This is a genomic window from Novosphingobium sp. BL-S-32 (assembly GCF_056857055.1).
Genome location: NZ_CM166477.1, coordinates 2,064,958 through 2,086,738 on the forward strand (window position 1 = coordinate 2,064,958; position 21,781 = coordinate 2,086,738).

18 protein-coding genes are annotated in these 21,781 nt (G+C 63.8%); 13 read left to right on the forward strand and 5 right to left on the reverse strand.

Going from position 1 to position 21,781, the window contains the following annotated elements; translation table 11 throughout:
• The first annotated feature begins 284 nt into the window (after positions 1-284).
• From AC1VVK_RS25525 to AC1VVK_RS25535, 3 genes are all read left to right on the forward strand, one after another.
• Positions 285-2,915 (forward strand): TonB-dependent receptor, encoded by a 2,631-nt coding sequence (locus AC1VVK_RS25525; protein ID WP_482905952.1) that lies wholly within the window; start codon positions 285-287, stop codon positions 2,913-2,915.
• Positions 2,916-3,134: 219 nt separating this feature from the next.
• Positions 3,135-3,740 (forward strand): O-methyltransferase, encoded by a 606-nt coding sequence (locus AC1VVK_RS25530; protein WP_482905953.1) that lies wholly within the window; start codon positions 3,135-3,137, stop codon positions 3,738-3,740.
• Between the two features lie 20 nt (positions 3,741-3,760).
• The gene (locus AC1VVK_RS25535; RefSeq protein WP_482905954.1) at positions 3,761-4,510 is read left to right on the forward strand and encodes a siderophore-interacting protein; all 750 of its coding nucleotides are present in this window, start codon (positions 3,761-3,763) and stop codon (positions 4,508-4,510) included.
• Between the two features lie 16 nt (positions 4,511-4,526).
• On the opposite strand, the gene AC1VVK_RS25540 is transcribed toward AC1VVK_RS25535, so the two are convergent.
• Entirely contained in the window at positions 4,527-4,898 is a 372-nt protein-coding gene (locus tag AC1VVK_RS25540; RefSeq protein WP_482905955.1) for a putative quinol monooxygenase, read from the reverse strand.
• Between the two features lie 65 nt (positions 4,899-4,963).
• Between AC1VVK_RS25540 and AC1VVK_RS25545 the strand changes: the two genes are divergently transcribed.
• Positions 4,964-5,284, forward strand: coding sequence for an ArsR/SmtB family transcription factor (locus AC1VVK_RS25545; protein ID WP_482905956.1), 321 nt, complete (start codon positions 4,964-4,966; stop codon positions 5,282-5,284).
• A gap of 197 nt (positions 5,285-5,481) precedes the next feature.
• On the opposite strand, the gene AC1VVK_RS25550 is transcribed toward AC1VVK_RS25545, so the two are convergent.
• Together AC1VVK_RS25550 and AC1VVK_RS25555 are read right to left on the reverse strand one after the other, a co-directional pair.
• Positions 5,482-6,564 carry an LLM class flavin-dependent oxidoreductase gene (locus tag AC1VVK_RS25550; RefSeq protein ID WP_482905957.1) on the reverse strand — a complete coding sequence of 361 codons (1,083 nt, stop codon included), beginning with the start codon at positions 6,562-6,564 and terminating at the stop codon, positions 5,482-5,484.
• A gap of 209 nt (positions 6,565-6,773) precedes the next feature.
• Positions 6,774-8,093 (reverse strand): lipase family protein, encoded by a 1,320-nt coding sequence (locus AC1VVK_RS25555; RefSeq protein ID WP_482905958.1) that lies wholly within the window; start codon positions 8,091-8,093, stop codon positions 6,774-6,776.
• Positions 8,094-8,445: 352 nt separating this feature from the next.
• Between AC1VVK_RS25555 and AC1VVK_RS25560 the strand changes: the two genes are divergently transcribed.
• The 4 genes from AC1VVK_RS25560 (at position 8,446) to AC1VVK_RS25575 (ending at position 12,050) form a co-directional block, all read left to right on the forward strand.
• Positions 8,446-9,225, forward strand: coding sequence for an ABC transporter permease (locus AC1VVK_RS25560; protein WP_482905959.1), 780 nt, complete (start codon positions 8,446-8,448; stop codon positions 9,223-9,225).
• Positions 9,222-10,004 carry an ABC transporter permease gene (locus AC1VVK_RS25565; RefSeq protein WP_482905960.1) on the forward strand — a complete coding sequence of 261 codons (783 nt, stop codon included), beginning with the start codon at positions 9,222-9,224 and terminating at the stop codon, positions 10,002-10,004. The genes AC1VVK_RS25560 and AC1VVK_RS25565 overlap by 4 nt, the downstream gene beginning before the upstream one ends.
• Before the next feature lie 72 nt (positions 10,005-10,076).
• Positions 10,077-10,931, forward strand: a complete 855-nt coding sequence (locus AC1VVK_RS25570; protein WP_482905961.1) for an ABC transporter ATP-binding protein — start codon at positions 10,077-10,079, stop codon at positions 10,929-10,931.
• Positions 10,932-10,982: 51 nt separating this feature from the next.
• Positions 10,983-12,050, forward strand: a complete 1,068-nt coding sequence (locus tag AC1VVK_RS25575) for an ABC transporter substrate-binding protein (RefSeq protein WP_482905962.1) — start codon at positions 10,983-10,985, stop codon at positions 12,048-12,050.
• Positions 12,051-12,115: 65 nt separating this feature from the next.
• On the opposite strand, the gene AC1VVK_RS25580 is transcribed toward AC1VVK_RS25575, so the two are convergent.
• Both AC1VVK_RS25580 and AC1VVK_RS25585 read right to left on the reverse strand, forming a co-directional pair.
• A complete protein-coding gene (locus AC1VVK_RS25580) occupies positions 12,116-13,270 on the reverse strand; it encodes an LLM class flavin-dependent oxidoreductase (protein WP_482905963.1) in 1,155 nt (384 codons plus the stop codon).
• A 14-nt stretch (positions 13,271-13,284) separates the two neighbouring features.
• Positions 13,285-14,226 (reverse strand): LLM class flavin-dependent oxidoreductase, encoded by a 942-nt coding sequence (locus AC1VVK_RS25585; protein ID WP_482905964.1) that lies wholly within the window; start codon positions 14,224-14,226, stop codon positions 13,285-13,287.
• A 305-nt stretch (positions 14,227-14,531) separates the two neighbouring features.
• On the opposite strand from AC1VVK_RS25585, the gene AC1VVK_RS25590 reads away from it, so the two are divergent.
• The 5 genes from AC1VVK_RS25590 to AC1VVK_RS25610 all read left to right on the forward strand — a co-directional run bounded on the left by AC1VVK_RS25590 (position 14,532) and on the right by AC1VVK_RS25610 (position 21,719).
• Complete coding sequence (locus tag AC1VVK_RS25590) at positions 14,532-15,560, forward strand: ABC transporter substrate-binding protein (RefSeq protein ID WP_482905965.1); 1,029 nt, start codon at positions 14,532-14,534, stop codon at positions 15,558-15,560.
• A gap of 110 nt (positions 15,561-15,670) precedes the next feature.
• Positions 15,671-16,795, forward strand: coding sequence for a sigma-54 interaction domain-containing protein (locus AC1VVK_RS25595; protein ID WP_482905966.1), 1,125 nt, complete (start codon positions 15,671-15,673; stop codon positions 16,793-16,795).
• 209 nt (positions 16,796-17,004) lie between these two features.
• Positions 17,005-19,236 carry a TonB-dependent receptor gene (locus tag AC1VVK_RS25600; protein WP_482905967.1) on the forward strand — a complete coding sequence of 744 codons (2,232 nt, stop codon included), beginning with the start codon at positions 17,005-17,007 and terminating at the stop codon, positions 19,234-19,236.
• The gene (locus tag AC1VVK_RS25605; RefSeq protein WP_482905968.1) at positions 19,236-20,600 is read left to right on the forward strand and encodes an LLM class flavin-dependent oxidoreductase; all 1,365 of its coding nucleotides are present in this window, start codon (positions 19,236-19,238) and stop codon (positions 20,598-20,600) included. Before AC1VVK_RS25600 ends, AC1VVK_RS25605 begins: the two co-directional genes overlap by 1 nt.
• 18 nt (positions 20,601-20,618) lie before the next feature.
• Positions 20,619-21,719 (forward strand): ABC transporter substrate-binding protein, encoded by a 1,101-nt coding sequence (locus tag AC1VVK_RS25610; RefSeq protein WP_482905969.1) that lies wholly within the window; start codon positions 20,619-20,621, stop codon positions 21,717-21,719.
• Positions 21,720-21,781 lie beyond the last annotated feature (62 nt).

The following is a 21,781-nucleotide window of genomic DNA, read 5'->3' on the forward strand; positions in this document are numbered from 1 at the left end:
CGAGAAGCAAGACCCGGGCCAGACCCTATATTGCTCATTGCACCTTGTTTACTGGGCGATGGCGTCGCCGCGGCGCCCGCTCGACTGTTCAAAGCGCAGCATTGTTGCGCGCAATTCACCAGATATCACAATCGATTCCATTGATATTTCGCATAAAATCGCTCTGGCACGCGCTTTGCTTTGAGAGCTGCAAGGGGGTGGCCATCCACAAGGACGCGCAACAGGGGCGTTCGGCTTCACCCGCAAAAAGCACCGGGTCGACCGGCTTGAAGCAGGAGCAGTTAATGCGCGTCACCAAGTATCTTCTCGGCATCAGCGTTCTCGGCCTCGCCGCTCCGGGAGTAGCGGGGGCGAGCGCAACAAACGGCCGTGATGTGGCTGCAGCGGGCAGCGAAGAAACGGAAAGCGCGCCGGAAAATGGCGCGGAAGGTTCGGACAACGCGATTACGGTCAACGGCGATCGGCTGAAGAAGGACACCTCGATCCTGCCGACACGCGCGCCGACATCGATCTACGGCACCAGCGAAAGCATCCTCGATACGCCGCGCTCGGTTACGCAAATCAACGCCGAACAGTTGACCAAGGATATCATCCTTAGTTCCGACGATCTCGCCAAGTATACGCCTGGAATCACCCGTGGCGGCGGCCAGAACGCGGGCATCGCGCCACAATTGCGCGGGCAGGCCACTGAAATCTTCCAGGACGGGCAGCGCGGCTACTCCGTGCGTCACCCGGCCAACTTCAATGCCTACGAAGGGGCAGACATCGTCGCCGGGCCGTCCTCGGTGATCTTCGGATCGGTGACGGGCAGCGGCGGCTATATCAACTACATCACCAAGAAGCCGGATTTCGATCAGCGCCGTTCCAGCCTGACAACGCGCATCGGCACGCTCATTCCCGATGGCGACAGCAAGTTCGCCTTCACCATTACGGGTGACGATACCGGCCCGATCAGCGATACTCTGGCCTATCGTACCAGTGTGACCGTCCAGAAGCAGGACGACTACTACGACAACGTCAAGAACAACTACTACGCGTTCTACGGCGCTCTCGCCTGGCGGCCGACCAGTCAGTTCCACGCGGACCTGAACCTCTCCTACGACAACTATTACGACTGGAACGTTACCCACGGCTGGAACCGCGCCACGCAGGAACTGGTCGACAACGGTCTCTACTATGCCGGCCGTGCGACACCGATCATCCAGAACGGTGCGACTTACTGGTCGCCCGTCTTCGCGTCTGGCGCCGCGGATTCGGCGACTTTGGGGTGGGTGCAACGTGCCCGCAACGCCAACGGTCAGTATGTCGTCGTCCCCGGCTCGTTCCAGTCCGGCTCGCCTAATACCCAGAGCCGCCCCGGCACTGTGCGCGGCTGGGTCTACGACCCAACGCTGGCGGGCAACGAACTAGTCAAGCTGTCACCCCAGCGCTCGCAGCGCGCTGAAGACCAGAACACCGCCAAGCGCATCACCGCCCAGCTGCACCTGAACTACGAATTCAACGAGAATACCAGCCTGGTCAACAGCACCTTCTACCAGCGCTCGAACGATACCACCGACGCCGTCGGATCTTTTCAGGTACAATCGCGCGATCGCATCTTCGACAACCGCCTCGAACTGCGCCACCGTTTCACAAATCTGTTCGGCCTCGGCATCGCCGACGACAGCAATACCGGTGTGATCTACCGTCACGAAACCAACCGTTCGATCGCCGCGAACAACAGTTTCGGCACGACGATCTACGCCTACGATCTGACGCTCGATCCCTCCACCAAGAACCCGGGCGATCTTCTGGGGCTTACCGCGTCCAACCCCAATGGCGGCAACGCGGCATGGATCGGAACGGCCGGCGTACCGCAGTATTCCAGCTCGCTCGGCTGGCTCAACCTGCCCCCGATGTACTATGCGGGGAACGGCTTCTACGCGGAATCGGTGGCATCCTACACGTCGCAATCGAAATGGAGCACGACCACGATCTTCACCCAGCACAACCTCAAGTTCGGCAGCTTTGCCGGCCTCAACGCCGGGGCGAGTCACAGCTGGGTCGATGCCTCGATCAAGAACCCCTTCGTTCAGCCGGGCGGGAGTGACCGTGCGGACAGCGGGCTATACAAGCTCTATTCGGTTCAGGTCAGCCCTTACGTGAAGCCTACCGCAAATTCGACCATCTACTTCACCTACGACCGCTCCATCGCAATCAATACCGGCGGCTTTGCGAACGGGCTAAGCTGGGGCAGCAGCGCCACTGCTAATCTGCTCAATCCGCTCCAGTTCGATAGCCTGAGCGAACTCTACGAGGTTGGTCTAAAGGCCGAACCCATCGCCAACCAGCTGTTCTTCACGCTGGCCGGCTTCCGGCAGGCGCGCGACCAGAGCCCGGACCAGTTCAACAACATCGCCCGTCTTATCGTGAAGGGCATCGAAACGACCCTGCGTTATCAGCCCAGCGAAGCCTGGCGTACCGGCATCAACTTCAACTACCTGACCGCCTACAACGAATATACAACGCAAATCGGCTTCGCCCCGCGCGGTTTCGTGCCCGACAACGGCACCGTGTTCAGCGACAACAACGTGCTGAACCAGCTTCCCGCCGGCCGCTACGATGCCGTGCAGATCCCAAAATACAACCTCAGCGGCTATATCGACTGGCGCCATCCTTCAGGCTTCGGCGCAGAGCTTTCAGGGTGGCTGACCAGCCCCTGGTGGCTCAATCTTAGCAAGACGGTACGCGTTCCCACCAGCTACAACCTCGACCTTGGTCTGTTCTATCGCCAGCCGCGCTGGAACGCGGCGATCCAGGTGCAGAACCTGACCAACCAGCTGAACTTCGTGAGCGGCCTAGCCGGATCGACCAACACCTTCCTGCAGCCCACGCGCGGACGATCGATCATGGCGCAATTCGGCGTCAATTTCTGATCTCCCACTTTCGGCAGCAGCGCCACGGATGTCGTGCAGCGCAGCATCACCAGGCCATCCTCCCCCCGGTGATGCTGCACTGGACGCATCATAAAATAATACTGCGATATATCTTGACGCCATCTTGGATGGCGATAGGTTCTACCGGCGGGGTGCGTAGCCAAGCCATGCGCGCCCAATCGTCAAACGACCGCAAGGTCCCGGCCGGAGAACAGAAATATGGATGCAAACGTCTCGGCAGTGCTGGATGGGTATCACGCACGCATCGAACGGGAGCGTACCCTGCCGCGTCCGGATTCCCGCGCCGATATCGATGAGCGCCTGCTGGCTGTCGGGCCGGAAACGGGCCGCCTGATCAACATCCTCGCCCGCAGTCAGGAAGCGCCGACGATACTCGAGATAGGCACCTCCTACGGCTATTCGGGCATCTGGCTGGCGGACGCGGCCCGTGCCTCTGGCGGCAGGCTGATCACGCTTGAGCTTCAGGATTACAAGTCCGCCCATGCCCGCGAAAAGGCACAGGAAGCGGGGCTGGCGGACTTCATCGACTTCCGCGTCGGCGATGCCGTGCAACTGATCACGGCGCTCGACATAAAGATCGATTTCGTGCTGCTCGATCTCTGGAAGGACCTCTACGTCCCCTGCCTCGAAGCGTTCTATCCCAAGCTCAATCCCGGCGCGATCGTGGTTGCCGACAACATGATCCGTCCCGGCGGCGAAAACGTGCAGCGCTATGCTGACGCCGTGCGCGCCCTGCCCGGCATGTCCAGCATCCTGCTGCCCGTGGGCACGGGTATCGAGGTCAGCCGCTACCTCCCTGCATGAGCCTTTCGGAGCACCGCCACATGAAGCATGAAATCATCCGTCACCGTCACGAAACCCGCCGCCGGCGCCTTACCGTGGCCGAGAAGGCCCACCTCACTCCCGCCATGATCCGCATCGTGCTGACGGGCGAGGAACTGGCCGATTTCGTCAGCCTGGGCGCAGACGATCATATCAAGCTGTTACTTCCCGCCGAAGAAGGTGACCGGCAGGAAAAGCGCGATTACACACCCCGCGCCTACGACCGCGATGCCCGGCGACTGACCATCGATTTCGCCGTCCACGAAGCCGGCCCAGCCACCCGCTGGGCCATTGCGGCCCAGACGGGAGACGAAATCGAAATCGGCGGTCCGCGCGGTTCGGCGGTCGTCTCGCCGACGTTCGACTGGTGGCTGCTGATCGGCGACGCGACCGCGCTGCCTGCCATCGCCCGCCGTATCGAGGAACTGCCAGCTGGCGTCGAGGCGATCAGCGTCGTCGCCGTGACTTCGGCGGAGGAGGAGCAGACCCTCACTACCGCCACACAGCACAGCGCGATCTGGGTACACCGGCCCAGCGATCAGGCAGACGATCCCACAGCGCTGCTCTCCGCTCTGCGCAATATCGCGCTGCCGACAGGCGACGGCTTCGTCTGGATCGCGGCGGAAACGTCCGTGGCCAGGGTCGTGCGCGACTACCTCGCCGCCGAGCGCGGCCATCCGCGCGAATGGACCAAGGCCGCGGGCTATTGGCGAAAGGGCGAGGCGGATTCGCACGGCAAACTGACCGACTGATCCGCTTGCCGGTCCATCACGATAGGGTGCGAACGCCTTCTGCCGGATAGGGGCTGGCCATCCGAAGCCAGATAATATCCAGATCGCCATCGAGATAATCGGCCCTGTCGGCAAGGAACGCAGCGACATAGGGCATGGCAAGGTGCTCCTGCAGATCCGCGCGCGAACGCCACACTTCGTAAAAGTGGAACTGCAGCGGGTCCCCTCGGTCCCGGTGGACGTGATAGGCCAGAGCGCCTTCTTCCAGCCGGGTCGGGGCCACCAGCGCCACCAGACGTTCCTCCAGCGCATCGGCTCGGCCCGTCTTGGCCCGCGCGGTGCCGGTCAGGGCGTATGGTCCGGTTTCACCAGGCTGGGGCAGCGGCAGGTCGATTCCAATCTTGGACATGACGATCTCCATAGGTATGATCACAAGCATACCTATGGAGAAGGTAATATGGAAGGCTTACCTTGATGCCTGATGAAGAAGGTCATCCTTCCGCGCAGGAATTGGAATTGGGCGCGGTTCTCTCGGCAATTGCCGATCCCTTGCGCCGTCATGTGGTCGCCACGCTCGCTCTTCTCCCGAACGGCGCCGAGCGGACGTGCGCGTCTTTTGGCTTTCCGGTCAGCAAGGCCTCGCTCACGCATCATTTCAAGGTGCTACGCCATGCCGGCCTGATCCGTCAGGTCGATCGCGGCAACAGCCGCGCGGCAACCTTGCGGCGTGACGATCTGGAAGAGCGATTTCCCGGCCTGCTGGCCATCGTGATCGCGGAGGCGCAAGCCGGCTGACGCGCAGCCGCCAAGCGGCGCAGCGTGCCGGCCGCACAGGGATTGACGGCCGTACCTGCGCTGCGCCGCGCGCCATCCAGTCGCGATGGGGTAGACCCCTCTCACGCTGGATGATGCGGTAGTCCGGGTTGTACACCGCGGACGCCGCCTTGCCCTTGTCCGCGATGGTCAGGGTCAGGATCTATCAATCGATGCGATCAGGCGCGAAGCCGGATCGCTGCCTCGTCGTCGCGCCGGCGCACCGCTTCCCGCACCGCCGGAATGATGGTGCGGCCGTATTCAACGGCATCGTGATAGGGATCGTAGCCCCGGCTCAGAAACGTCGTGACTCCCAGATCGTAGTAGTCGAGCAGCGCTGCCACGACCGTATCGGGCGTGCCGACCAGCGACGTGGAATCCGTGCCCCCACCGATCGCCGTCGAGGTGCCGAGGAACAGCGCACGGTCGAACCGTTCAGCCTGCTGGGCGAAGGCAAGCTGGCGCTGCCCTCCGCCGCTCTGGCCGCGATCGCCGCGTAGCGAACCGCCGTGGTTGGCCCGTAGCTGCGCTTCGATACGGCGGGCCTTGGCCCAGGCCAGCTCGTCCGTCTCGCCAAGGATCAGGCGCACCGACAGGCTGACGCGCGGCGCGCTTAGCCCCTGCTGGCCAGCGACCACGTGTAGCTTGGCGATGCGCTGCGCCGTGTCCGCCAGCGGCTCCGCCCACAGGGCATAGAGATCCGAATGCCTGACCGCGACATGATAGGCCGCGTCAGATGATCCGCCGACCGAGATAGGGACATAGGGTTTGCTCAGGGGTTTGACCGGCAGGAACGCCCCCTTCACTGTGTAGTACTTGCCGGAAAAGTCGAAAGGCTCGGTCGCGGTCCAGGAGCGGCGGACGATTTCGAGATATTCATCGGCCCGGGCATAGCGCTCGTTCTTGTCGACCAAGGTTTCGCCATGCTCCGGCTCGGCCGCGAAGCCGGTGATCGCGTGAAGCCGCACGCGTCCACCGGTCGTGTGATCCAGCGTGGCGAAAGCCCGGGCCGCGACGGTGGGCGCGACAAGGCCGGGGCGATGCGCGATCATGAAACCCAGCCGCTCGGTATGGGCAGCGGCATGGGCGGCAAGGAAGATCGGGTCCGCCCCGCCATTGGCGATCAGCACCCGGTCGAACCCGGCATGCTCATGCGCGCGGGCAAGGTCGCGAAAGTATTCGAGATCCGGCGCCTGACCGTAAGCGCCGAAGGGATTGAGCTGATTGCGCGGAAACAGTCCGCCTACGAATTCGACTGGCATCGATCACTCCATCCTTAGCGGCCCCGCCCGGCAGCCAATGCCCGGCGTTTCATCGCTTGCCTTAAGCAACAAGGGTGCCAGACCATCCACCGTCCCGGAAATCGCGAATTTCCGCGGATATGCGCAGGTGCGGATGGTGGGAGCGGGTGGTGCTTTCGCAGCACCTCTCCCGCCCGCCGCACGGTTTGCAGCAGCGCGGCCAAGCCCCGCTATTGCAGGCGGGGCTCGCAAATCGGCGTGATCTTCTCTCCGGCGAAAAGCTTCTTCACGAAGGGGATGGAATCGCGGAGCGACGCGTTCACCGTCGCGCTGTGCCCCAGTCCCGCATAGACGTGGCCCTCCACCACCGAACCCGCCGCGCAGGCATCCTTCATCAGGGTCAGCTGGTTGAGCGCGGAGGGCGTAAGGTCTGAAGCGCCCGTGCCGATGAAGATCGGCACTTGCAGCCGCAGCGTGGGATAGCGGCCGTAACGCGCCGCCCTGTCATCGGCCGTGGCCAGATAGCGGCGATAGCGTTCGCCCGGCGTTTCCAGAATCGTCTCGGCGTGAGTGAAGGCACCGAACTCGGCATCGGCCTCCACCGCCGCAAGGCAGCTTGTCCGGGCTTTTTCGGCAAGGGGGATGCCCTTGGCGCTGAACACATCCGAAAATTGCAGCGCCGGATCGAACTGCTGCGCCACCACGAAGCCGAACAGGCTGTAAACGATCGCCTCATCGAACACGTTGGGGTTGGCCTTCACCGGCGGCGGCGGAAGCGGCCCCAGATCGGGCGAGCGGTTGTAGATAACGCCGGTGCCGACCGCGCCCTTCAGGTGAATGTCCGGCGCATAAGTGGGCGCATAGGACGCCGCGCCGAACGCTGCCGCACCGCCTTGCGACTGGCCGACGATCACCGCATTGTTGGCAAGATCCGGCACACCGCTCACAACCGCGCGGATACTGTCCAGCACGCCGTAAGAGATCGCCGGAATGTTGATCAGCGGGTGCGGCCCCGGCACACCCAGTCCTTCGTAATCAGTGGCGACGACGGCATAACCCTCATCCAGCCAGCGATTGAGATAGACGGTATCGCGATAGGACCGCCCGGCCCAAGAAGGCGCGCAGATATCGGCAAGCCCTACCGTGCCGTGGGCCCAGGCGATCACCGGCCAGCCCCCTTTGGGCGGCTTGCCCTTGGGCAGGAACAGCGCGCCGGATACGGCGATCGGCGTCTTGCTGTCGAACCCGCTGGTGGAGCTGTAGAGGATGCGAAGCTGCCGCCCCGCGCTGGCAAGCCCGATCGTCTCGGGCAAAAGTTCGCTGCGCAGCAACTTGCCCGGGGTAGCGGGGATCGTCTGCTTCCATTCGTAGAACGGAGATACCCGGCCATCGCCCTGCTCCGGGTTGGGCGGCGGTGCCAGCTCTGCAAAAGCCGGCGCGGAGGTCGTAGCGGCCACCATCATCATCGCCGCCCCTGCAAGCGCTGCCCGGGCGAAACGACTATCGCTGAAACGGCGGGCCGGAGATTGCGGCAAATCGGATGTCGGCATCGTTGCGGACCTTTCGCATCGGTTTGGGAACACAGCGAAAAGCAACAAGCGTGCCGATCGGCGCGAACCGGTACGAAACTCCCGAAACACCGCGCTCTCACCCCATCGACCCGGCATCTCGATTGGCCCGAACTGCGCAGCGCCTCGCGGATATGGGCAGCGCCGGACACCAACCGCGAACTGGTCGTATCCACGCAGGGCGCTGCGCAATTTTCGACAGTTGCGCGAAACCGGGCAACCGCTTCCGCCTGCGTTCGCGCTGGTTCCCGCACGGGCGCGGTACGGGTGCGAGACTGGCACGGACCTTGCTGATCTTCACAAGGGCCGCAAAGGTCGAAGGAGAAGCACCGCCGTGCCAGCAGAAAGTTCCCGAACGTCGCGGTCCCTTTCCGCCGCGCTGCTTCGGTTCGCCCCCTTGGCCGCCATCCTGCTCCTGTGGGAGATCGCCGCGCTCAGCGGTATCTGGCCCCGGCAAGTGCTGGTGCCGCTCGAACAGGTGGGCGCCACGCTGCTCGACCTTGTTTCCAGCGGCGAACTGGAGCGCCATGTTTCCGCCAGCCTCTACCGGCTCGCCTGCGGCTTCCTGATCGGAAGCGCGTTCGGACTTGCCGGCGGGGTCGCCATGGCGCTGTCGTACAGCGTGCGCCGGCTGCTCTGGCCCACGTTCACCTGCATCCGACAGGTGCCGGTCATCGCCTTCATCCCGCTGCTGATCCTGTTCTTCGACGTGGAAGACAGCTTCAAGATCGTGATCGTCGCGATTGCCAGCTTCTTCCCCACCGCGCTGGCCACCCATGACGCAGTGCGCGACATTCCCGCCAGCCACCGCGAAGTGGCCCGCCTCTATCGCCTGCCGCTGGCTCCATTTCTGCGCCTGGTGATCCTGCCCGCCACCGTGCCGCAAGTGCTAACCGGCCTGCGCCTTGGCCTGACGCGCGGCTGGCTCTCTCTGGTCGCTGCCGAGCTGCTCGCGGCGGACAGCGGCCTTGGCCAGATGATGGAAATGGGCCGCCAGCTCTTCCAGATCGACGTGGTGCTCTGCGGCGTGGTCGTCGCCGGAACAATCGGCTTCCTGCTCGACGGTTCGGTGGTGGGTCTGGAACGCCGGCTTACCCGCTGGAGGCAGGCATGACGCCCTTTCTGGCACGCCTCAGGCCCGCCGCTCTGGCGCTGCTGTTCCCGGCGCTGGTACTCGGCTGGTGGGAATGGGAATCGCGGCAGAGCGCGGGCCACGCCTATGCCTTCGCCCCGATCGAACAGATCGCGCGCAGCTTCGTGGACATGCTGAGCGATGGGACGCTGCTGCTTCAGGCCGGGGCCAGCTTGCAACGCGCGCTGACGGCGCTGGTGATCGGCGGGTCCATCGGCATTGCGGCAGGCATCGCGACCGGGCTTTCGCGCATTCTAGATCGCACCGCATCGCCGCTGATCACCACCTTGCGACAAGTGCCGATCCTTGGCTGGCTGCCGCTCGTCGCCCTTTGGTTCGGCAATGGTGACGGGGCCAAGCTGCTGCTGGTATCGCTTTCGGCGTTCTATCCCACAGTCCTCAATACCCAGAAAGGCATGCAGGCGATCGAGCGCCGCCATGCCGAAGTGGGCCGGCTCTACGGCTTCACCCGGATGCAGGCCCTTCGCCTGATCGCCCTGCCCAGCGCCCTGCCGCTGATCTTCACCGGCATATCGCAGGCGCTGGCCTTTTCATGGATCGCGACGATCGGCGTGGAGCTGCTGTTCAGCGCCACGGCCGGCCTCGGCACCGTGATGATGGCCGCGCAAGTTGCCGCCCGCACGGACGTGGTGCTGGTCTGCGTCGCCTGCGTCGGCGTGATGGGCTTTGCGCTTAACCAGTTGTTCGCATGGCTGCGCGCGCGCCTGCTGCGCTGGCAGCCCGCCCCTACTGCAAACTAGGCCCCCCACCCGCTCGCTCCCTCCGCCCCCTCCCGCCCCCCGACGAGCGTGCCGAAAGATCAGGATTCAGCCATGACCGACCCCAGAACCGTCCGCGATCCGCTTGAACGCCCAGCCCACACCGGCACCGGCGCGGTGCGCATTTCCGGCCTTTCCAAGCAATATGCCATGGGTGGCAAGGCCCTGACCGTGCTGGACGGCATCGATCTGGCGATCCGGCCGGGTGAGTTCGTCAGCATCGTCGGGCCTTCCGGCTGCGGCAAGTCCACCCTGCTGCGCCTGATCGTCGGTCTGGATACCGACTACGACGGCGAGATCCGGCTCGACGATACGCGCGTTGCCGGAACCGGGCTGGAGCGCGGGCTGGTTTTTCAGGACCACCGCCTGTTCCCGTGGATGACGGTGGCGAAGAACGTCGAAGTCGCGCTCCTCAATCAGAAACTCCCGCGCGAGCGGCGGGACAGGCTGGTGGCCGAGCACCTTGCCCTCGTTGGCCTTTCCGATTTCGGAGATGCCTATCCGCACCAGCTTTCCGGCGGCATGGCCCAGCGCGCCGCTATCGCCCGCGCGCTGGTCAACGAGCCCAAGGTGCTGGCGCTGGACGAGCCGCTGGGCGCACTCGACGCGCTCACCCGCGTGAAAGTGCAGGCCGAATTGCAGCGCATCTGGATGGAGGCCGGCACCACCATGATCATGGTGACCCACGACGTGGACGAGGCACTGTTCCTTGGCGACCGCGTGGTGGTCATGTCTTCACGCCCCGGGCGCATCGCCCGGATCGTGGATGTCGACCTGCCCCACCCGCGCGACCGCGCCTCGCCACTGCTGCATCGCCTGAAGGACGAGATTCTGGCCGAACTCACCTACGAACCGCGCGGGGATGAGGACGGCACGCTGGTCACTTTTCCCGCCAGGACCCGCCCCTGAATCTCGGCCCTGAACAACACGTTTGATCGCTTTTCCCGGAGCATTCCCATCATGATAAAAGGTCGCAAGCTACTGGCATTGCTGCTGCCGCTTTTCGCCCTGGCCAGCGCCTGCTCGCCATCGGGCAAGGAAGCGGACGAGAAGATCGTCGATATCGCCGGCATCGTCACCCCGAAGGACGGCAAGAACGAATTCATAGGCGGCCTCGCCCGCATTCAGGAGGATGGCTGGCTGGACGCCGAACTGGCGAAGAAAGGTTGGAAGGCGCGCTGGGTGCCGGTTCCCGCCTCGGTCGGCGGGCCGGTGGTAAACGAAGGTTTTGCGGCCAAGACCATCGACATGGCCGCCTATGGCGACCTGCCCTCCGTCATCGCAATGGCAGGCGGAGTGGATCTGCGCCTTGTCGTGCCCAGCCGAAGCAGCACGAACATCTATCTTGCAGTCAGCAAGGATTCCACCGCCCGCACCCTGCGCGATCTCAAGGGCAAACGGATCGCACTCCATCGCGGCCGTCCGTGGGAGGCCGGCTTTGCGCGCTACGTCCAGTCGCAAGGAATGACGCTGGACGATTTCAAGATCATCAACGTCAACGCAGTGGCAGGCCAGGCCGCGCTGACCAGCGGCAAGGTGGACGCCATCGTGCTCATCCAGGCCGAAGCCTACGTGCTGCAAGACAAGGGACTTGCACGCATCCTCTGGTCCACCAGCAATGCGCCGGAAAGCTGGAAGATGGCCGCCGGCACTTTCGCCCGGAAGGATTTCCTCGCGGCGCATCCCGACATCGTGCAGACGGTGGTGACGGCTTTCGTCCGGCAGGCTTACTGGTCGAGCCAGGAGCAAAACCGCGATACCGTGCTGTCATGGGGCACACTGGGCGGCAGTCCGCTGGCCGCAGTGGTCAAGGATGCCGACAACAACCAGTTGCCCTGGCGCCAACGCTTTTCACCGCTGCCGAGCCCGGCGATCCAGGAACACTTCGACTTCGTATCCGACTATGCTTTCCGCACCGGGCTGACGCGGACCAAAGTTGACGTCTCCCATCTGATCGACCGGCAGTACGTCGACCAGGCTATCAAGGATCTTAAGCTCGAAGGCTGGTGGGATCAGCTCCCATCATGACCTGACGAGAAAAAGGGCCCGGCGCGACGATCTGGTCGCGCCGGGCCCTTTTTTGCTGCCTTAACCTATTCCGCCGCTTCCAGCCGTTGGACCGCTTGATGGCCCAGCAACGGCAGTACTTCCTCGCCCACGCGGTAGGCTTCTTCGAGGTGCGGCGTGGCTGCCAGAATGAACGAATCCGCGCCCAGGGCGATCAGTTCATCTAGCCGCGCGGCGACGTTCTCATAGCTGCCGACGATGCCGAGCGCCGGGCCAGGTCGCAGCAGACTGAAACCGCCCCAGACATTGGGCGAGACGATAAGGTCGCGATAGTCGCGCGCGTCTGCCACGCCCAGCCCAGCCAACCGGCGCACTCCCACTGAATCGCCGCGTTGTCCGCCGAGAGCATCCCGGCTCGCCGCCTTCACATTGGCAAAACCGACCTCGATCTCTCGCCAGGCCTCCTCTTCCGTACGGCGCGCAACGACCTCGACCCGGATCGCGCACTTGATGCCCCGCCCCAGTTCGGCTGTGCGCGCCTTTACCGCATCGAATTTTTGCGCAAGCTGCTGAAACGGCTCCAGCCACGAAAGGTAATAGTCCGCATGGCGCGCGGCCGACTGCAAGGCCGCCTCGGACGATCCGGAAAAGTAGACCGTCGGCAAATCCTCCCGCGCCAAAGCAGGCGAAAGCGCGGCATCCGCCACTTCGTAAAAGCGACCCTTGTGGGTAAACGGCCCATGCTTCCACACGCCTTTCATCACGTCGAGAAACTCGGTGGTACGGCCGTAGCGATCGTCGTGATCGAACGGATCTCCCCACCAGCGCTGTCCAGGTCCACCGCCGCCGGTAATGATATTGTAGACCACTCGCCCGTTGGTCGCCCGCTGAAGGCTGGCCGACATGCGCGCGGCACGTACCGGGCTGAGGAAGCCGGGCTGGAACGCAATCATGAAACGGAACGCCTTGGTCGCCCGCGCCAGAGCAGCCGAGATCACCCAGGGATCATCGGTAACCGGGAACGAGGGCAGGAGGCCGCCGGCAAATCCGGAAATCTCGGCCGCTCGGGCAATCTCCGCCATATGATCGAGATAGCTGGTGCCGTCGGGCCCACCATCGACCAGCCCGGGTGTTTGATTGCCCGGCGCCAGCGGCGACCAGTCGCCGCGGTTCGAATTGCGTTCGCGAATGGAACTGCTGCATCCGTGAGTGGGAATGCGCCAGTAGAAATCGATGCTCATGTCGGGATTCTCCTTCAGGCCGCGATGGCCGCAGCGGCGCGAAAACGGCCGATGACCTGCTCGCCCGCGATATGGACTTCCTGAATCTGGTCGGGCGCCGACAGTACGGCGATGTCGAGCCCGGCGCGGGCAAGCGTCGCCAGAGCCGCGGCAACCGCGTCGTACGTTCCGACCAGCGCCGAAGGGGGCAGATGACGGCGATCGCGCTCGACCGCCACGTCCGGCTCCTCTGCGCGGGCCAGCAGCGGCAGATGCGCGGCAACGCGCAGCACTGGATTGGCACGGCGCGCGTCGGCAATGAGATCGGCCAGAACCTCCAACGAGGGCGCCGTGTCGATCAGCAGCACTTGCGCATGGTCCAGCAATTCTGCGCCCGGCGCGTCCGCGCCGTGCAGCCATATAGGCGGCCTGCTTCGCCTCTGAACGAGACCGCCGAGACCGCCCTTTTCGACGACGAAGTAACGCCCTTCGAGGTCGAACGGTCCATCGCTCCACACCCCTTCCAACAGCGTCAACAGCTCGACCGTGCGGGCGGAACGATCCGCCACTGCGACCCCGTCACCCGCCTGCAGACCTTGTCCGGGCTCGATCAACCATGCCTGCCGGTCGTCAGAAAAGCGCTGGACGCTGGACGCCATCTTGGCGTGATAGACGCCCGAGGCCGATCCGGGCGCGACGGCGGTAACGATCTTCAGGCGCCGCGTTTCGCGTAGCAACGCACCGGTCACGATCCAGGGCTCCTCACCTTCCGGCTCGTCGGGAATGACAATGCCGTCGAAGCCGGTCAATTCGGCGGCACGGGCGATCTGGGTCAGATAGTCGTAATGGTTGATCTGCAAGCGGCGGCTGCCGGCATCGCGGGCCGGAACCCAGGGCCGGTCGCCCTCCCCCCATTCGCCGCGCCCGCGATCGGCCGACGCCGCTGTCGACAGATGCCAGTAGAAGCTGAGCGCCATTCCAGAACCTCCTTCGGTGATACTCGCGTTTCGAAGACAACGCATTTCGAAGTCGGCTGAAGCACGGACCATGCCACCCGCGGTAAACCTGCTTGAAATCGTAAAGCTCTGCGCGGAAACTCCTGCCCACTGCGCAAAATTGCGCAGCAGCCGTAGCGATCTGAACAGCGACGGGCCGGATACCGTTCGCCGTCTTGCCGCCGGCCGGGCGAGAGCCTCGTCGGCAATTCGAGTGGCATGGGCCTTGCTTTGCCAAGTCTCATGATCTTGCGGATGGAGATAGAAAGCCAATGGGGCCGAAGGGCGTGAGCGAAACCGATTTACTGGACCGCATCTGGCTGGTCCGCTCCCCAGTGCCGGCCGCATCGTCGATCGCCTGGTCACTCGGCTGGATGGATCAGGAATTCGGGCCTGACGGCATCGCCGTCGACTGGCTGCGCGAAGATCGGTTGCGCATCGCAGAGCGGGATCACGACAGCATGATCCGCAGCCTGTTTCGCGAAGGCGGCAACATTCCGGCACTTGCCGCGCGCGCTCTGGGTGCGGAAACGCGCGTGATCGGCCTGACCTGGATCGACGAGCGCCAGGCGATCATGGTACGCTCCGGCGAGAACGTGCTGGAGCCTGCGCAGTTGAAGGGACTGCGCTTCGCCTTGCCGAGCTATGTCTCGACGCGGGGAGCCTCGGTCGTGCGGGGCATGTCACTACATGGGATCAAGAGTGCTTTGCGCCTTGGCGGCCTTTGCCTTGAAGACGTGCACTTCGTGGACGTGCCCACGCCGCAGGTCGATTTCTCCGAACCGCAGATGATGCATCGCATGTGGTCCGGCCTGCAGGCACTCGCCGATGGGCAGGTGGATGCCGTCTACGTCAAAGGCGCCGCCGCAGCGGAAGCCGCACAGGCACTGGGGCTGGAGGTAGGCATCGATCTCGACGCCTATCCCAGCCGGATGACACGGGTGAACAACGGCACCCCGCGCCCGATCGTGACCCACCGCCGCATGATCGAAGAGCATTTTGACGTCGTCGTACGCTTCCTGCTGTGCAGCCTTCGCGCCGCCGACTGGGCAGCAGGCCATCTTTCCGAACTGCGGCACATCCTGGCGCGCGAGACCTTTTCCGGCCCGTTCGGTGTCGAGGCGGCCTATCGGGAAGGCTTTCACCGCGCCTTACATCCGAACCTATCCCCCGAACGGATCGACATGCTGCGCCTGCAGGAACAGTTCCTGCGACTGTATGGCTTTCTGGAAAACGCCGTCGACATCGATGTGTGGGTCGACTCCCGCCCGCTGGCAGCGGCGCTCGCGCTGCGTTCGGCCGATCGCGCAGCCTGACGTGAAAAAACCACGGCAGAAATGACGGACGGGTTCGTTCAATTGCATTCTCGACTAAATCAATAGAGAATACCGATCAACACGATACGAAACCGTGGAAGGTGCGTCCCATGGCTTTAGCGCAAGACCGTAAGCCCCGTTCCGGCGAGGTGAATTCGGGCAGTACGATCCTGTCGCTCGATCCGAACGATCCCGCCATTCCCGCCATCCGGGCGCGCGCTTTCGTGTTTTCCGATCCACGATCGCGCACGCTTGTGCCGCTCATCGAGCGCACGGCGCCAAGCGAGGCAACCGTGCTGATCGCGGGAGAAACCGGAACTGGCAAGGAACTCGTCGCGCGCTACGTCCATGCTCTGAGCAACCGCCGGCACGGCCCCTTCATTGCCGTGAACTGCGGCGCTTTTTCCGAAACCCTGATCGAATCCGAATTATTCGGCCACGAAAAAGGTGCCTTCACCGGCGCGACCGACGCGCGCGCGGGCTGGTTCGAGGCCGCGAACGGCGGCACCCTGTTCCTTGACGAAGTGGCTGATTTGCCGACGGCATTGCAGGTTAAACTTCTGCGCATATTGCAGGAACGGGAGGTGGTGCGATTAGGATCGCGCAAGCCGATCGCGCTCGACGTGCGGTTGATCGCCGCCACCAATGTGGATCTGGTCCGCGCTGTGGCCGCAGGGCGGTTCCGCGAAGACCTGTTCTATCGCCTCAACGTCGTCCCGCTGCCGTTGCTGCCACTGCGCGAACGCCGCGCCGACATTCTCCCCTTGGCGCGCCACTTCCTTGAGCGGCACGGATCGAAAATCGGCGCGGGCCGCCTGGAGCTTACGGCCGGCGCGGAAGAGGCAATCTTCAAGCATTCCTGGCCCGGAAACATTCGTGAACTGGAAAATGCCGTCCTGCGCGGTGCGCTTACCTGCATCGATGGTCAGATCACTCCGGACGACCTTGCGCTGCAACCGGTGGAACCAAGAAGACCCGTCTCCCTGTTCGAACACACGCCCCAAATGCAGACACGCCCGGCTGCTTCCGCAGATATCGTGCTGGACGAACATCTCACGCAGTTGGTCGAACGGTGTCTGGAAGAGAAGCAGGACGCACTGCTTGACCGTACGGTGGAGAACGTGGTGCGCACGGCTTTCGCCCGCTTCGAGAGCAACCAGATCCGAACCGCCGCCGCGCTTGGCGTTACACGCAGCGTATTGCGCACCCACCTCAGGAACTTCGGCCTGATCTGACCGCTGCATCCTATCACGCAGAATACCATCCAAATTCGCACACCCCATGCGCCGTTCTGCGCAGCAGGGATCGAAACGCTGCCGATAACACCTGAAAAATAGCCATTTTCTCAAGTGGCACGCCACTTGCTCTTCTGTTTGCGAACCGTGGTGCCGGCCCCCCCGGCCACTGCGTCATCCAGATCCCGCAAACGAGGAATCAGTAAGTCATGGCATTCAGGGCGCCTTTCCAATCTCCTCTCGCGCGCAGCATCGGCGTGGCAAGCGCGCTGGCGCTGGCCTTGGCATTCTCATCGCAGGCCCAAGCCGAAACTACGCCGGACGAAAACCCTTCGGGGGGGGGCGACGGTGCCATTCTGGTCACCGCGCAAAAACGTACGCAGAGCGTGCAGGACGTGCCCGCATCGGTCGTCGCGCTGAGCGGCGACACGCTGCGCGACCGGCTGATTACCCGCGCCAGCGACGTATCGCGCTTCGTGCCCAACTTCAGCGCCGATACCTCGGTCGGTAACCTCACCCCGCGCTGGTATTTGCGCGGGATCGGCAACTCGGTGCCCGGCAACGGCCAGACCAGCCCACTCGGCGTCTATCAGGACGAAGTCTATATCGGCATTCCGGTGGCGCAGGCGTTCCCCATCTTCGACCTGGAACGCGTCGAAGTGCTGAGCGGCCCGCAGGGCACGCTTTGGGGCAAGAACACGACGGCCGGTGCGGTAAACTTCATTTCCCGCAAGCCCTCCTTCGATGCCAGCGGCTATGCCCGCGCCGAGTACGGCAGCTACGGCTCCGCTCTTCTGGAAGGCGCCTGGGGCGGACCACTGAACGACAAGGTCGCGGTGCGCTTCGCCGGACATTTTCGCGACGATGACGGCTTCGCCACCAATCAGCATGACGGCACGCCGATGGGCAAGAACCGCGAGGCGGCCGCGCGCTTCTCCGTACTGGCGAAACCGACCGACACGTTCGAGGCCTTGCTGCGCGTGCAGTACCGCGATTACAAAAACGTCGGCGATATCATCTATCAGGGTCTGGGTTCGACAGACCCTGCAGGGTTTCCAGTCCCTCAGGGTTACAAGAACAATTTCTCATTCGGTAACAGCGGGCAGGATTTGCGCCAGCGCGGTGCTCAACTCAATCTTGATTGGGATGTCGGCGACCTTCATCTGACTTCGATTACTGCTTACAACGAATTCAAGCACCGATCCGAACTGGGCACCCAGGTCAATCACGAAGGAACTCATACCTACAGCAGTCTAGATGCCAAGGTCTTCAGTCAGGAACTGCGGCTGGCTTCGCCCGATACGGGCAGGCTGAAGTGGATCGCCGGCGTCCACTATTACTACGAAAAGCTCGATTCCGAGGCGGTTACCGCCGTACTGCCGAACACCGTGGGCCTGCGCACCAGCTGGACTAACACACAGTTCACCCAGAGCAACAACAGTTACGCCCTCTTCGCCAACGTGACTTACGAGCCGACCGACAATCTCGAAATTATTGTTGGCGGCCGCTACACCTGGGAGGACAAGGCGATCGATCTAGACACGATCGGCACGGCCACCGGCGGCAACGGCACGCTCACCTATCTCGACACGGTCGCCTTCTGGTCGCGCAATTCCGTCACCGGGACCGGCATCGCGACACGCGCCGTGCAGGACGAAAAGCGCAATTGGAACGCCTTCACTTATGATGCGACGGCAAAGTACAATTTCACCCGGGATCTCAACGTCTACGCCCGCTATGCCAAGGGCTTCCGTTCGGGCGGCTTCAACACCGGCGCGACGGTGCACACCCAGGTGGCTACCGTCGATCCCGAATACGTGAAAAGCTATGAGATCGGCCTCAAGTCCGAATGGTTGAATGGCCGCCTGACCGCCAATCTCGCCGCGTTCTACAACGACTATACCGACATCCAGGTCACCGTCATCCAACTGCCGCTCAGCCAGCTTTCCAATGCCGGCAAGGGCTGGTCGAAGGGCGCGGAAGCCGTGATCACGGCCCGCCCGATCGACGCGCTGCACCTGTCGGGAACGCTTGGCCTGCTGGATACCAAGTATACCGAGTTCCCGAACTGCAAGGCCGGCGTGGACTGTTCGGGCAACCAGTTTGTGCGGGCGCCGCACGTCACTGCCAGCGTTGCCGGCGATTACACGTTCGAACTTGGCAACGGACACCAGATCGTCGCCGAAACCAACTGGTCGTACCGATCCCACCTCTATTTCAACGCGGGCACGCAGACCGCCCCGCTGGAACAGGGGGCCAAGTGGCTGGGCAATGCCTCGCTCTCGTGGAAGCTGCCGAGCGATATCAAACTTTCGGTCTTTGCCCGCAACGTGACCAACAGCCACGCGGCATCGACGATCATCCCCTCTGCGAACTTCGGTTACATCAAGTACATCATCGAGCCGCGCGTCTGGGGCGGCGCCGTGTCGGTGTCGTTCTGATGGGCGGGCAGGAACGGGAGCCCGGCCGCAAGCGCCAGCTCGCCCTCGGCGTGTTCCTGACGCGCCACGGCCATCATCCGGGATCCTGGCGCCTGCCGGGATCGCCGGGCGGCGGCGATCCGGACTTCGCGTACTGGCTGCACCTCGCCCGGACGGCGGAGCGCGGCAAGCTGGACAGCGTGTTCTTCGCCGATTTCGTCGGCATGGGCGCGGACGACTTGCGCGGGATCGGCCGCCGTCCCGCAGGGGGAGGGTTCGAGCCGCTCAGCCTGATTTCGGCCCTCGCCGTCTCGACCCGCTCCATCGGCCTGATCGCAACCGTGAACACCAACTTCGCCCATCCCTATACGCTGGCGCGGCAGATGGCATCGATCGATCACCTGAGCGGCGGGCGCGTGGGCTGGAACGTGGTTTCCTCGCTCTCGCCCGGATCCATCCGCACTTTCGGCGTGGAAGATCCGCTCGGCCATGCCGAACGCTACGAACGCGCGGCCGAATTCATTGCCCTGGCCAAGTCCCTGTGGGACAGTTGGGACGATCACGCCTTCGATCATCCCGACAAGGCATCTGGCCACTACCTCGATCCGGAGAGCGTCCATCCGGTTTCGCACCGGGGCCCGCACTTCCGATCCGAAGCGATTCTGGACGTGGCGCGGCCGGTGCAAGGCTATCCCGTCTTCGTGCAGGCCGGCAATTCGGACACCGGGCGCGACTTCGCCGCCCGGCACGCCGAGATGATCTATGCCGCCGCCCAGTTCGTGGAGGATGCGCGCGAATACTATGACGATGTGAAAGGCCGGCTGGCTTCCTATGGCCGCGCGCGCGACCAGCTGAAAGTCACCCCCGGCCTCTCCTTCGCGATCGGCGAGACCGAATCGGAGGCGCGCGAAAAGTTCGAGTCCTTGCAGGCCAAGGTGGACCTCACCGGCCCGATCGAGCTGATCGGCGAGGACGTCAGCCATCTACCGCTCGATCGCCCGATCCCCGACGACTATCCGGTGCCGGAAAACGGCAAGGGCCGCTGGGAACAGATCGTCCGCCTCGGCAAGCGGGAGAACCTGACGCTGCGCCAGTTGGTACTGCGCTACAACGTCGTGCGCGGCCACCGCATCGCCATCGGCACGCCCACGCAAGTGGCCGACCAGATCGAGGACTGGTTCACGCAGGGCGTCGTCGACGGATTCAACCTGATCCCACCGCTCAATCCGGGCTTCTTGGAGGACTTCGTCGATCTCGTCGTCCCCGAACTCCAGAAGCGCGGGATTTTCCGCAGGGAATACGAAGGCCGCACCCTGCGCGATCACCTCGGCCTCGACCGTCCCGTCAACCAGCATCACCGCACGCCTGCCGCAGCCGTGTCGTGAAACGAAAGGACCCGTGAAATGGCTACCCAAACCGAAACGCTGCAAGCCGCATCAGCCGCGCCGGAGGAAATCTGGTTCACCCGCTGCCCGGTGCCCACCGCGACCGGCCTTGCATACAAGCTGGGCTGGCTGACCGAGGAATTCGCCGGTGAAAGCATCCCGGTGCGCACCTTGCAGGAATCGACGCCGGAAATCGCCCTTCGCCATTACGACCACCGCCTGCCGACGCTGATCCGCGAGGGCGGCAACATCCTCGCCTTCGCCGCGCGCGCGCAGGGCGAACCGACCAAGCTGGTGGGCCTGACCTGGATCGAGGAAAGCCAGCTCATCCTCGTACGGCCGGATTCCGGCATCACCGAACCGGCCCATCTCAAGGGTCGCCGTCTGGCGCTGCCCGGCTGGACCGATCATGAAATACCCAGCCATCTTCGCGGCACCAGCATCGCCCGCGGCATGTCGCTGCTTGGCTACAAGGGTGCGCTTCATACAGCGGGGCTGACGTTCGACGATGTCGAGCTGGTCGAAGTGGGCGGCACCATCCGCAATATCGGCGGGGCCGGCCGCGATAACCGTCCGGCAACGGGCGGACAGGACAGGGGCGGGCTCAACAGGCTCTGGGCGATCGACGCACTGGCTGCCGGCACGGTGGACGCGGTCTACGTCAAGGGTGCCTCCGCACTCGACGGCGCGCGCGAGGCGGGCGTGGTCGTGGGCATCGATCTTGACGCGCTGCCCAACCGCAGTTCGCGCGTGAACAACGGTACGCCGCGGCCGATCACGGTTCACCAGAGCCTGATCGACAATCATTTCGACTATCTCGTCCGCTTTCTGGAAACCACGCTGCGCGCCGCCGACTGGGCCGCGCAGAATGTCGCCAAAGTCCACGAGATCCTGCAATTCGAAACGCGCGGCAGCGTGGAGGCGGTAGCACAGGCCTACGGCGCGGACTTCCACAAGACGCTGCACCCCACGCTGGATGCCGAACGGCTGGCCCTGTTCGACCAGCAGAAGAAGGCGCTGGGCCTGTTCGGCTTCCTCGAACGGGATTTCGCCCTGTCCGACTGGGTCGATCCGCGCCCGCTGGAAGCGGCATACGAGCGGCTCGAACGCAATCGATGAAGTCGGCCTTGAAATGCGCCCTAAGGCGCATTTCAAGGCGAAGGGCGAAAGTTGGAAACAGA

Bases quoted from the DNA above. Each gene is read 5' to 3' on its own strand.
- AC1VVK_RS25525 (WP_482905952.1), top strand. From the start codon at position 285: ATGCGCGTCACCAAGTATCTTCTCGGCATCAGCGTTCTCGGCCTCGCC.
- AC1VVK_RS25530 (WP_482905953.1), top strand. From the start codon at position 3,135: ATGGATGCAAACGTCTCGGCAGTGCTGGATGGGTATCACGCACGCATC.
- AC1VVK_RS25535 (WP_482905954.1), top strand. From the start codon at position 3,761: ATGAAGCATGAAATCATCCGTCACCGTCACGAAACCCGCCGCCGGCGC.
- AC1VVK_RS25540 (WP_482905955.1), bottom strand. From the start codon at position 4,898: ATGTCCAAGATTGGAATCGACCTGCCGCTGCCCCAGCCTGGTGAAACC.
- AC1VVK_RS25545 (WP_482905956.1), top strand. From the start codon at position 4,964: ATGCCTGATGAAGAAGGTCATCCTTCCGCGCAGGAATTGGAATTGGGC.
- AC1VVK_RS25550 (WP_482905957.1), bottom strand. From the start codon at position 6,564: ATGCCAGTCGAATTCGTAGGCGGACTGTTTCCGCGCAATCAGCTCAAT.
- AC1VVK_RS25555 (WP_482905958.1), bottom strand. From the start codon at position 8,093: ATGCCGACATCCGATTTGCCGCAATCTCCGGCCCGCCGTTTCAGCGAT.
- AC1VVK_RS25565 (WP_482905960.1), top strand. From the start codon at position 9,222: ATGACGCCCTTTCTGGCACGCCTCAGGCCCGCCGCTCTGGCGCTGCTG.
- AC1VVK_RS25570 (WP_482905961.1), top strand. From the start codon at position 10,077: ATGACCGACCCCAGAACCGTCCGCGATCCGCTTGAACGCCCAGCCCAC.
- AC1VVK_RS25575 (WP_482905962.1), top strand. From the start codon at position 10,983: ATGATAAAAGGTCGCAAGCTACTGGCATTGCTGCTGCCGCTTTTCGCC.
- AC1VVK_RS25580 (WP_482905963.1), bottom strand. From the start codon at position 13,270: ATGAGCATCGATTTCTACTGGCGCATTCCCACTCACGGATGCAGCAGT.
- AC1VVK_RS25585 (WP_482905964.1), bottom strand. From the start codon at position 14,226: ATGGCGCTCAGCTTCTACTGGCATCTGTCGACAGCGGCGTCGGCCGAT.
- AC1VVK_RS25595 (WP_482905966.1), top strand. From the start codon at position 15,671: ATGGCTTTAGCGCAAGACCGTAAGCCCCGTTCCGGCGAGGTGAATTCG.
- AC1VVK_RS25600 (WP_482905967.1), top strand. From the start codon at position 17,005: ATGGCATTCAGGGCGCCTTTCCAATCTCCTCTCGCGCGCAGCATCGGC.
- AC1VVK_RS25605 (WP_482905968.1), top strand. From the start codon at position 19,236: ATGGGCGGGCAGGAACGGGAGCCCGGCCGCAAGCGCCAGCTCGCCCTC.
- AC1VVK_RS25610 (WP_482905969.1), top strand. From the start codon at position 20,619: ATGGCTACCCAAACCGAAACGCTGCAAGCCGCATCAGCCGCGCCGGAG.